At 65.8% G+C, this 11,084-nt stretch carries 12 protein-coding genes and 1 tRNA gene; 9 read left to right on the top strand and 4 right to left on the bottom strand.

From position 1 onward, the window contains the following. Nucleotides 1–17: 17 nt before the first annotated feature. Complete coding sequence (locus ACLFQI_RS07475; protein ID WP_410758288.1) at nt 18–557, bottom strand: gamma carbonic anhydrase family protein; 540 nt, start codon at nt 555–557, stop codon at nt 18–20. Between the two features lie 143 nt (nt 558–700). Here ACLFQI_RS07475 and ACLFQI_RS07470 point away from each other — a divergent pair, with 143 nt between their 5' ends. Both ACLFQI_RS07470 and ACLFQI_RS07465 read left to right on the top strand, forming a co-directional pair. Continuing rightward, a complete protein-coding gene (locus ACLFQI_RS07470; protein WP_410758287.1) occupies nt 701–1,270 on the top strand; it encodes a CNP1-like family protein in 570 nt (189 codons plus the stop codon). 177 nt (nt 1,271–1,447) lie between these two features. Next, on the top strand, nt 1,448–3,514 hold the full coding sequence (locus ACLFQI_RS07465; protein ID WP_410758286.1) for a M3 family metallopeptidase: 2,067 nt from the start codon (nt 1,448–1,450) through the stop codon (nt 3,512–3,514). Between the two features lie 165 nt (nt 3,515–3,679). Here ACLFQI_RS07465 and ACLFQI_RS07460 read toward each other — a convergent pair. Together ACLFQI_RS07460 and ACLFQI_RS07455 are read right to left on the bottom strand one after the other, a co-directional pair. Beyond that, a tRNA-Pro gene (locus tag ACLFQI_RS07460) sits at nt 3,680–3,756 on the bottom strand. A gap of 69 nt (nt 3,757–3,825) precedes the next feature. Continuing rightward, nucleotides 3,826–4,794: a polyprenyl synthetase family protein gene (locus ACLFQI_RS07455; RefSeq protein ID WP_410758285.1), complete on the bottom strand. Its 969-nt coding sequence runs from the start codon at nt 4,792–4,794 to the stop codon at nt 3,826–3,828. Nucleotides 4,795–5,014: 220 nt separating this feature from the next. On the opposite strand from ACLFQI_RS07455, the gene rplU reads away from it, so the two are divergent. From rplU to ACLFQI_RS07420, 7 genes are all read left to right on the top strand, one after another. Beyond that, entirely contained in the window at nt 5,015–5,329 is a 315-nt protein-coding gene (rplU, locus tag ACLFQI_RS07450) for a 50S ribosomal protein L21 (RefSeq protein ID WP_410758284.1), read from the top strand. 39 nt (nt 5,330–5,368) lie between these two features. Continuing rightward, nucleotides 5,369–5,638, top strand: coding sequence for a 50S ribosomal protein L27 (gene rpmA / locus ACLFQI_RS07445; RefSeq protein ID WP_410758283.1), 270 nt, complete (start codon nt 5,369–5,371; stop codon nt 5,636–5,638). Continuing rightward, nucleotides 5,635–6,792: an Obg family GTPase CgtA gene (cgtA, locus tag ACLFQI_RS07440; protein ID WP_410758282.1), complete on the top strand. Its 1,158-nt coding sequence runs from the start codon at nt 5,635–5,637 to the stop codon at nt 6,790–6,792. Before rpmA ends, cgtA begins: the two co-directional genes overlap by 4 nt. 15 nt (nt 6,793–6,807) lie before the next feature. Then, nucleotides 6,808–7,932 carry a glutamate 5-kinase gene (proB, locus tag ACLFQI_RS07435; RefSeq protein ID WP_410758281.1) on the top strand — a complete coding sequence of 375 codons (1,125 nt, stop codon included), beginning with the start codon at nt 6,808–6,810 and terminating at the stop codon, nt 7,930–7,932. Between the two features lie 155 nt (nt 7,933–8,087). Next, complete coding sequence (locus tag ACLFQI_RS07430; RefSeq protein WP_410758280.1) at nt 8,088–8,738, top strand: protein-L-isoaspartate O-methyltransferase family protein; 651 nt, start codon at nt 8,088–8,090, stop codon at nt 8,736–8,738. Between the two features lie 84 nt (nt 8,739–8,822). Next, a complete protein-coding gene (locus ACLFQI_RS07425; protein ID WP_410758290.1) occupies nt 8,823–9,155 on the top strand; it encodes a rhodanese-like domain-containing protein in 333 nt (110 codons plus the stop codon). Nucleotides 9,156–9,203: 48 nt separating this feature from the next. Continuing rightward, entirely contained in the window at nt 9,204–9,782 is a 579-nt protein-coding gene (locus ACLFQI_RS07420) for an isochorismatase family protein (protein ID WP_410758279.1), read from the top strand. A gap of 24 nt (nt 9,783–9,806) precedes the next feature. Here ACLFQI_RS07420 and waaA read toward each other — a convergent pair whose 3' ends face one another. Further along, complete coding sequence (gene waaA, locus ACLFQI_RS07415) at nt 9,807–11,081, bottom strand: lipid IV(A) 3-deoxy-D-manno-octulosonic acid transferase (RefSeq protein ID WP_410758289.1); 1,275 nt, start codon at nt 11,079–11,081, stop codon at nt 9,807–9,809. Nucleotides 11,082–11,084: the final 3 nt, after the last annotated feature.

The following is an 11,084-nucleotide window of genomic DNA, read 5'->3' as shown; positions in this document are numbered from 1 at the left end:
CCCGGCCCGGGAGTGGCTCAGAGCGCGGTTGCCCGATGGCTGATGGCCAGGGCGATATAATGCTGCGCGGCGTAATCGAGATACTCGAGTTCGAGATCGGTCAGCGTGCGCGCCGGCTTGGCGGGCGCGCCGATATACATGAAGCCGCTTTGCAGGATCTTACCCGGTGGCACCACGGCCCCAGCCGCCAGCATCAGGCGCGGACGCAGCACCGCTCGGTCCAACACCCTGGCACCGATGCCGATCAGACAATGATCATGCACTTCGCAGCCATGGAGGGTCGCGTGGTGACCGATGGTCACCTGTTCATGGACGATGGTGGGCGCGCCGCCCGGCAAGAAGCGGCTGTCATGGGACACATGGATCACCGAGCCATCCTGCACGTTGCTTCCCACGCCGATATAGATGCGATGGATATCGCCGCGCAGGACCGCATTCGGCCACACCGAGGCCTGCGCCTGGATCTGGACATCGCCAATGACGACAGCCGTCTCATCGATCCATGCATCGGCCGCTACGCGCGGCTCGAGCCCTTGATAACTCCTTACATTGGTCATCGCGCTATCCTGTCACCTCTTAAGGTCATCGATCATTGGCTCAATGCTACCATGACCGTCGGCGAGCGGCCGGGGTTCCCGACCGCTGCATGCGATGCCCACGCACTATCCTGCCCTCGAAGAGACGCCTTCCGACCATGCGGTTGCCTAAGCCTATCGCCTTCCTCGCCCTGCTGACCCTGGCCGCCTCGGCAGGCGCTGAAGAGTCGCCTTTCGTCTACGGCCCCGAGGAGGTCGTGCCGAAGAGCGTCAAACCTGGCGCCAAGTGGCAGGAAGGCCCGGTGAGCCTGCCGGCATGGCCTGAGGCGAGCAACCTGATCGAGATCCCGCTGGATCATCCCGATGCGCGCTTCACCTATTTTCTCGATCGCGCCAGCCTCGCGACCGGGCGCGATGACGTCGTGCGCTATACCCTCGTCGCCGAATCGCGCGCGGGGGCACGCAATCTCACCTTCGAGGGTCTCCGCTGCACGCCGAAAGGCGCCTTTCGGATCTATGCCTTCGGCCAGGACCGGCGCTTCAAGGCCGCTCGCAGCGGCGATGACTGGCAAACGATCGGCACGGCAGGGACAGACCCGGTGCGCTATGAACTCTGGCGTCACTATCTTTGCATACCGCGACTGTTCGAGCCGCGTCCAACCCGCGATCAGCTCCGGATGCTGCGCAGCGGTCGCGTGCCCGATACTGAGAATAGCGGCTTTCTATCCCACTGAGCGGCCCCCTGAACAACCCCCTGAAACGGCCCCTGAACGGCCCCCTGAGCGGCCCACCGAGCCGCGGCGGGCGCCCACCGGAACCGAACTGGGCGCATTTGAAACCCTTGCCCTGAGCCGGCATCTGCATCGATACCAGGGGCGCCCTGCCGCGCCCAGCAACCCTTTTGCCATCTCATGGACAATCCGCTTCTCGAAGATCAGCCCCAGCCGGCGTTCAGCCGCATCCGACCCGCGCATGTCGAACCCGCGATCGATACCCTGATCGCCGATGGCCGACGCCTGATCGAGCGCCTCACCGCGAGCACCGACGAGGCGACGTGGGAGTCGTTCGTGCAACCAATCGAGGAGGAGGACGACCGCTTAGCGCGCGCTTGGTCGCCGGTGAGCCACCTCAACGCGGTCATGAGTTCGGATGCGCTGCGGGCGGCCTACAACGCCTGCCTGCCGAAGCTGAGCGAGTATGGCACCGAGGTCGGCCATAACGAGTCGCTCTATCGCGGCTACAAACAGGTCCACGACACCGATGCGCTTGACAGCGCGCAACGCAAGATGCTCGCCAACGCGTTGCGCGACATGCACCTCGCCGGCGTCGACCTGCCGCCCGATGCCAAGGCGCGCTTCAAGGAGATCAACACCGAACTCTCGCGCCTCGCAAGCCTGTTCGAGGAGAACCTGCTCGATGCCACCCATGGCTGGCACAAGCAGCTGACCGACGAGGCGGACCTCGCCGGGCTGCCGGAGAGCGCGCGGGAACTCGCTCGCCACTTTGCCGCCGAACGCGATCTGGAGGGTTGGGTGCTGACCCTAGACTCGCCGTCCTATCTGCCGGCGATGAAATACGCGCATAGCGCCGAGCTACGACGCGAACTCTATGCGGCCTATACGACGCGCGCTTCCGATCAGGGCCCCAATGCCGGCCGTTGGGATAATACGCACATCATCGAGGATCTCCTGGCATTGCGCCACGAACAGGCGACGATCCTCGGCTTCAGTCACTTCGCCCAAGTCTCGCTCGAGACAAAAATGGCCCGTTCGACCGATGAGGTCATGGGCTTTCTCGAGGATCTCGCCCGCCGGTGCGCGCCCCAGGCCCGGCGCGAACTCGAAGAGCTACAGGTCTTCGCCAGCGCGCATGGCGGTCCCGAGCCACTTGCGGCCTGGGATGTCCCCTATTGGTCGGAACGCTTGCGCCAAGCGCGACACGCCATCAGCGACGAGGAACTCAAGCCCTATTTCCCGCTGGATCGAGTCCTCGACGGGATGTTCCAAATCGCCGCGCGCCTTTTCGGGGTGCGCATCGCGGCGGCCACGGGCGACGTCGACACCTGGCATCCCGATGTGCGGTTCTACCAGGTGACCGATGACAATGGAGAACCGATCGCCCAGTTCTACCTGGACCCGTTTTCAAGGCAGAAGAAACGCGGCGGCGCATGGATGGATGTGTGTACCAATCGATTGATGAGTGCCCGCCGCCGCCAGCGACCCATCGCCTACCTCGTTTGCAATTTCACCCCACCAGTGAATGGCCAGCCCACGCTCCTGACCCATGACGAGGTACAGACCCTGTTCCATGAGTTCGGGCATGGCCTCCACCACATGCTCACCCGGGTCGACTACCCGGCCGTCGCCGGCATCAACGGGGTTCCTTGGGACGCCGTCGAGCTTCCCAGCCAATTCCTAGAGAATTGGTGTTGGGAACGCGAAGCGCTCGATCTGTTTGCCTACCATTGGGAGACCGATGCGCCGCTGCCGGCGTCGCTCTATCAGCGGATGCGCTCGGCGCGCCATTTTCAGTCGGCCATGCAAACCGTGCGGCAGCTCGAATTCGCCTTATTCGACTTTCGGCTTCATCTCGAATACGACCCCGCCCAGGGGAGTCGGCTCCAGCAGATCCTCGACGAGGTCAGAAGCGAGCTGTCCCCCATTCAGCCACCGGCATTCAACCGCTTCGCCCATGGCTTTTCACATATCTTTGCCGGCGGTTACGCGGCAGGCTATTACAGCTATAAATGGGCGGAATTGTTGTCCGCCGATGCCTTTTCATTGTTCGAGGAGCGCGGGATTTTCGATGCGGCCAGCGGACGCGCCTTTCGAGAACACATTCTGGAGCGAGGCGGTTCGGCCGAACCCATGGAACTCTATGTCGCCTTTCGCGGCCGCGAGCCGAGCATCGATGCGCTCTTGAGACAAACCGGGATCATGACGGCCTCTGCACCAACGGCGGAAGCGAGCGAGCGATGAAGAGCGGTCGGCGCTTGCCCGGTCCAGCCTGAGCCGCTGAAGGCCATGCACAAGGAGGTGCTGATGAACGATCCGGCACCCGGAGGGTGCGTCGCAGGAATACTCGGGATCCGACCGTCGAGCGCTGCTTCCGGCCGCAGGCCCGGTCGGCGTCGACACCTGAAATGGTCGGGGTGAGAGGATTCGAACCTCCGGCCCCTGCCTCCCGAAGGCAGTGCTCTACCAGGCTGAGCTACACCCCGATACGCTGATCGAACGCCTGGGGAAGGCGTTCTGTCTTGCTTTTCGAACCGATGCCGGCAAGTCCGGTGCTAGTAAGTCCGGGCGACGGCAAAATCCGCTGTCGCCGCCATCGAGTCCCGACTAGGAGACTCGGGCACCGCGTTGAGGGCCTGTTTGGCCGCCTGCGCATGCCAGCGAGCAAGCTCGATAGTATAGTCGATCGCCTTGGTCTCGACAATGGCCTCGATGACCGCATCGATGTGCTGGCGGCCGCCGTCCTCGATGGCTTGGCGCAACAGCGTGCGCTGCGCCTCGTTGCCGACCTCCATCGCGCGGATCACCGGCAGGGTCGGCTTACCCTCCTCGAGATCGTCGCCGATCTGCTTGCCGATGGTGCCGTCGTCGGACATGTAATCGAGCGCGTCATCGACCAGCTGAAAGGCGATGCCAAGATGCAGGCCATAACTCGCCATGGCCGACTCGATCTCCGCCGAGGTCTCGGTGATCACCGCGCCCAGCCGCGTCCCGGCCTCGAACAGGGTCGCCGTCTTGCGCTGGATCACCTCCATGTAGCGCGCCTCGTCGGTATCGGCGTCGTGGGCGTTGAGCAACTGCAACACCTCGCCTTCGGCAATGCGTGCCGTCGCCCCGGCCATGACCTCCATGACGCGCAGATTACCGACCTCGACCATCATTTCGAAGGAGCGGGCGTAGAGGAAGTCGCCGACCAAGACGCTGGCCTCGTTGCCCCAGACGCTGTTCGCGGTATTGCGGTTCCGGCGCAGCTCGGAGCCATCGACCACATCGTCGTGCAACAAGGTGGCGGTGTGGATGAACTCGACGATCGCCGCCGCATCCAGATGCCGCGCGCCCGTATAGCCGCAGGCGCGCGCCGCCAGCAGCACGAGCAGCGGACGTAACCGTTTGCCACCACTGCTGACGATGTAGTGGCCGATCTGATTGATGAGCACCACGCTGGATTGCAGGCGGTCGATGATGAGCGTATCGACGGCCTTGACATCGTCAGCCACGGGCGCTCGAATCTGGGAAAGATCCATGAAGCGGAGTCTACTGCTGATAGGGCCGCCGAATCCTATGGTTCGCGCTCGGTCACTGTCAAGGGGCACGACAAGTCTTTGACGCCTTCCGCTCCGTCCGGCATACTAGGAGGTCTTGCGCGATGAGCCGGCTCCGCGAGCGGCACTCCGGAGAGGTGCGGCGCGCGACCTCTCGCGCTCACAACATCCCCTTTTCTGCTCCGAGGCATCTCGACCCCCTATGTACGCAATCATCGAAACCGGCGGTAAACAATACCGCGTCGCCGAGGGCGATCTCGTGACCGTCGAGAAACTCGACGTCGATCAGGGTACCACCCTCGATCTGCCGCATGTACTGATGCTCGCCGACGGCGACTCGGTCCAGCTCGGCAAGCCTTACTTGGAAGGCGCCAGGGTCACCGCTGAAGTCGCGGCCCACGGCAAGCACGACAAGGTGCGCATCATCAAGTTCAAGCGGCGCAAGCACCACATGAAGCGGCAGGGCCATCGTCAACCCTTCACGCAGCTCAAGATCACCGCGATCAGCAACGGCTGAATCACTCGCTGCCCCGGCAGCGCGACGGAGAGGATTACCATGGCACATAAGAAGGCAGGCGGCAGCTCTCGCAACGGCCGCGATTCCGAATCGAAACGACTGGGCGTCAAGCGCTTTGGCGGCCAGACCGTGCAGGCCGGCAGCATCATCGTGCGCCAGCGTGGCACCCATTTCCACGGCGGCGTGCACGTCGGCTGCGGTCGCGATCACACCCTGTTCGCGCTCAAAGACGGCGTGGTGCGCTTCGAGGTCAAGGGCCCGCGCAACCGCAAATTCGTCAGCATCGATCCGCTCGAAACCAGTGCGTGAAATTCGTCGACGAGGCGGAGATCCGGGTCGAGGCCGGTGACGGCGGCAATGGTTGCGTCAGCTTCAGGCGCGAGCGTTTCATCCCCAAGGGCGGCCCCGATGGCGGCGATGGCGGCGATGGCGGCAGCGTCTACCTGATCGGCGATCCGGGGCTGAATACCCTGGTCGATTTTCGCCAGGCGCGGCGCCATCGCGCCGAGCGCGGCCGCGATGGCATGGGCCAGAACCGCACCGGCCGCAGCGGCCAGGATCTCGCGATCCAGGTTCCGCTCGGCACCCGCGTCTTCGACACCGAGACCGACGCCTGCCTCGGCGAGGTGCTCACCGCCGATCAGCGTCTGCTGGTCGCGCAAGGCGGCTTCCACGGCATCGGCAATGCGCGCTATAAGTCGAGCACCAATCGCGCGCCGCGACAATCGAAGCCGGGCACGCCCGGGGAACGGCGCAACCTCAGGCTGGAGCTGATCCTGCTCGCCGATGTCGGCCTGGTCGGGCTGCCCAATGCCGGCAAATCCAGTCTGATCCGACAGGTCTCCAGCGCCCGGCCACGGGTCGCCGACTATCCGTTCACCACCCTCTATCCCAATCTCGGCGTGGTTCGTCTCGGTCCACGCCAGAGCTTCGTGATTGCCGATATCCCCGGACTCATCGCCGGCGCCGCCGAGGGCGCCGGGCTTGGAACGCGCTTTCTGAAGCACCTGACCCGCACGCGCCTGTTACTGCATCTGATCGACATCGCTCCGTTCGAGGGCAGCCCGAGTCCCCCCGAGCAGGCGCGGATCATCGGTGACGAGCTTGCCGCCCACGGCGAGGCGCTGGCCACCAAGGAGCGCTGGCTGGTTCTCAACAAGAGCGACTTGCTGGCCCCCGAACGGGCCGCCGACGCACAAGGCGCGCTGGTCGAGGCCCTGGGCTGGCGCGGCCCGGTGTTCCGCATCTCGGCGGTCACCGGCGCCGGCACCGACGCCCTGGTCAGCGCCCTGATGCAGCGGCTCGACGAGCTTCAGCACCCCTTCGATCCCACGCTTGCCGCGGGGGCCGACGCGGGGGCCAACGCAGGAGGCGATCCGGAGGCCGACTCCGGGCACGCCCCAGAGCAGGACGCAAGCGAGGCCGATCCGGACACCGCCAACGGCTGGCATCCGCTCGATTAGCCGCCGCGTACTCGCATGCTCAACCGCCAGCGCATCCCCCACACTCGACGCTGGGTCGTCAAGATCGGCAGCGCGCTGCTGACGCGCGATGGCGCCGGGCTCGATATCGAGGTGCTGGAACCCTGGGTCGCCCAGCTCGCCGCGCGCCGGCTTGCCGGCCACGATCTGGTGCTGGTCTCCTCCGGAGCCGTGGCCCAGGGCATGGCCCGCATGGGCTGGAATCGACGCCCGCGCGCATTGCATGAGCTGCAAGCGGCCGCCGCCATCGGCCAGATGGGCCTGATCCGCGCCTGGGAAACCTGTTTCGCCCGCCACGGCCTACACACCGCGCAGGTCCTGCTGACCCGCGACGACCTGGCCAATCGCGAGCGCTACCTCAACGCCCGCAGCACCCTGCGCACCCTGCTCGCGCTCGGCGTGGTACCGGTGGTCAACGAGAACGACACCGTCGCCACCGACGAGCTGCGCTTCGGCGATAACGACACCCTGGCCGCCTTGGTCGCCAATCTGATCGAGGCCGAGCTGCTGGTGTTGCTGACCGATCAGGAGGGACTCTTCGACGCCGATCCGCGCAAGCATCCCCAGGCCCGCTTGATCACCGAGACGCGGGTCGATGACAACCGGCTCGATGCGGTGGCCGGCGGCAGCGGCGGTGGCCTTGGCAGCGGCGGCATGGTGACCAAGGTGCGCGCCGCGCGCCTCGCCGCGCGCTCTGGCTGCACCACCCTGATTGCCTCGGGGCGCGCGGTCGACGGTCTTGCGCGGCTCGGCAACGGCGAGCCGATCGGCACCCTGCTCGCGCCGGTGCAAGAACCACAGGCGGCGCGCAAACAATGGCTGGCGGGCCATCTGCGCGTGAGCGGTCGCCTGGTGTTGGATGCCGGCGCCGCGCGCGCCTTGCGTGATCAGGGCCGCAGCCTGCTTGCGGTGGGCGTCAAAGCGGTGCGCGGGCAGTTCAAACGCGGCGAGGTCGTCGCCTGCGTCGATGAGCAGGGCCAGGAGATCGCCCGCGGACTGATCAATTACGATGTGCAGGACACCCTGCGCATCCAGGGCCAGCCCAGCTCGGCCTTCGTTGATATCCTCGGCTATATCGATGACGAGGAGCTGATCCACCGGGATAACCTGGTACTGATCTAGCGCTCGACAATCAACGCGTGGCAGAGCGCTTGCTCTCCCTGAACAAAATTTATACGCTTTATGCTTTGTATGGGGTGGCAAGCTGCATGATCGAGCGACCACCATGATCACCAGAACCCATCTCGCACAAGGGGGCCAGCCGGATGCAAGCGACCATGGACCGCGCACGTTTCAACATGATCGAGCAACAGGTCCGCCCCTGGGATGTGCTCGATCAGCGGGTGCTCGCGGTGATGCGCGAGCTGCCGCGCGAGGCCTTCGTCCCCGATGCCTATCGCGGCCTCGCCTATGCCGATATCGAGATCCCGCTCGGCGCAAAGACCACGATGCTCGCGCCCAAGGTCGTCGGCCGCCTGCTGCAGGCCGTCGATGTCCAGTCGCACGAGACCGTCCTTGAGATCGGCGCCGGCACCGGCTACGTCACCGCCTGCCTCGCGCACCTCGGCGAACAGGTGTTCAGCCTTGAGATCGATCCGGCCTTGGCCGAGGGCGCCCGCGCGCGTCTCGGCGCCATGGGGCTGTCGCAGACCGAGGTGCATACCGCCGACGTCTTCTCCGGGCGCATCGACGGCGGTCCCTTCGATGTCATCGCGGTCACCGGCTCGGTGCCGACCGCCGAGCCGCTCGCGGCGCTCGAGCAATTGCTCACCGATGGCGGGCGCCTGTTCATCATCGTCGGCGAGCAACCGCTGATGGAGGCGCTGCGCATCACCCGCATCGGCAGCGGCTTTCGTCGCGAGAGCCTGTTCGAGACCTGTGTCGCGCCGCTCGAGCATGCCCCCCAGCCGGAACGCTTCGCGTTCTGAGTGCCACCGTCAGGCTCATGGCACGTTGCCACCCCTGGAAGCTGGTCGCTGGCGATCGACGGTAACCAATGCGAGGCGCGGATGATAGAGCAAATCACCCCCCAATCCCTGAACGACCTGCTCGACAGCGACGGCCAGATCGATGGCCAGTCGCCCTTGCTGCTCGATGTGCGCGAGCCCTGGGAGCATGCCATCTGCCGGATCGACGGCAGCCAGTTGTTACCGATGCGCCAGGTTCCGGGCACCGTCGCCGATTTCGATCCGGCGCGTCCCACCGTCGTCATCTGCCATCACGGCATCCGTTCGCAGCAGGTCGCCCTCTTTCTCGAACTGCAAGGCTTCCGGCGGGTGATCAACCTGCGCGGTGGCATCGCCGCCTGGGCGAGCGATGTCGATCCCGAGATGCCAACCTACTGAGCGGCGCCGCGCGCGCGCCGCCGATTCACCCCCCGCGAGGAGATCGCTATGAGCATCCATCCGGCCCCGATGCCGTTGTGCCAGGCCGCGTTCGCGCAGCTGTTGATCATCGATGCACAGGAACGCCTAGCCGCCGCCATGCCCGAGGACGTGCGCGAGCGCACGGTCGGCAATATCAACCGACTGATCAACTCGGCCAAGATCCTCGAGATCCCGATCATCTCGACCGAGCAATATCCACAAGGGCTCGGCCACACCATCGAGGCGATCCGCGAGCAACTGCCGGAGAGCGCCGCCCCGACCCAAAAGACCTGCTTCTCCTGCTGCACCGCCGCCGGCTTCGAGCGCGCGCTGACCGAGCAACCCGAGCGCAAGCAGGTGGTACTGGTCGGCATGGAGGCACATATCTGCATCATCCAGACCGCCTCCGGCCTGCAACGCTGGGGCTATCAGGTCTTCGTCGCCGCCGACGCCATCTGCTCACGGCATCCGGAGAAGGCCGCCAACGCCCTCGAGCGCATGCGCCATTCCGGCATCCAGGTCAGCAATACCGAGTCGGTCGCCTTCGAATGGCTCAGCGACTCCCAGCATGCGCAATTCCGCGAGGTCTCGCGCCTGTTCAAATAAGGCTCGGAGGAACGCTTTGGTCGTTCAGCCGCGTTGCAGCGCCTGATCCAGCAACACCAGCAAGCGCTGCAAGGCCCCCCGGTTGCGTTCGACGAACGCGTATCCCCGCTCGCCGATGCGGGCACGCTCGGCGGCATCGCCGAGCCAGGCCTCGAGCAACGAACCCAGCGCCTCGGCGTCCTTGATCTGCACCGCCCCCTCCTCGGCCACCAGCAGCCGGGTGATCTCGGCGACATTGAAGCAATGCGGGCCAATCGCCACCGGGACCGCCAGTGCTGCCGCTTCCAACAGGTTATGGCCGCCGACCGGCACCAGACTGCCGCCGATGAAGGCCGCATCGGCGGCGGCCAGGAACATCGGCAACTCGCCCATGGTGTCGACCAGGTAGACCGAGCAGGCCACATCGCAAGCCGCCCCTTGGCTGCGCCGCGCCAATGCCAGACCCTCGCGACGCACCAAGGCCGCCACGCGCTCGAAGCGTTCCGGATGGCGCGGCACCAACACCAGCAGCACATCGGCGAAACGCTGCCGCAGCCGACGCTGCACCGCGAGGATCGGCTCCTCCTCGCCGTCGTGCGTGCTCGCGGCCACCCAGACCGGACGGTTCACGCCCCATTCCCAACGCACCACCTCGGCGCGATCGCGCAGGCTCGCCGGCAAGCGGAGATCGAACTTGATGCTGCCGGTGACCTGCACGCGCCGCGCCGGTGCGCCGAGCTGGATGAAGCGCTGCGCATCCGGCTGACTCTGGGCCGCGATCCGGGTGAAGCGCCGCAACGTCCGCGCGGTCAATCCGCCGACGCGCGCATAACCGCGGGCCGAGCGCGCCGACAGGCGGGCATTGGCGAGGATCACCGGGATCGCGCGCCGCGCACAGGCCGCGAGCATGTTGGGCCAGATCTCGGTCTCGACCACCAGCACCAGGCGCGGTCGCGTCCACCGCAGAAACCGGCGCATGATCCAAGGCAGATCATAGGGCGTGAAGGCGTGCTGGACCCGCTCGCCGAACAACTCCTGGAGCCGCTGAGCACCGGTCGGCGTGGTGGTCGTCACGATCAGCGCCAGCGCTGGCTCACGCCCGAGCAGCTCGCGGATCAACGGCTGCATCGCCTGTACCTCGCCGACCGAGACGGCATGGATCCAGAGATCGACCGGGCGCGGCGGCACCCGCCAAACCCCAAGCCGCTCTGGCCAGCGCTGGAGATAGGCCGGCTGGCGATAGCCGCGCCAGAGCAGCCGCAGCAGCACCAGCGGCAACAAGAGCGCAAGGAGACATGAATAGAGGTGGCGCATCGTCAATAG

The sequence above is a fragment of the Halochromatium sp. genome (assembly GCF_046541315.1).
In the GTDB taxonomy this organism is placed as follows: domain Bacteria; phylum Pseudomonadota; class Gammaproteobacteria; order Chromatiales; family Chromatiaceae; genus Lamprobacter.
Note: the sequence above shows the minus strand (reverse complement) of the source record. Positions and strands in the feature narration are given on the sequence as shown.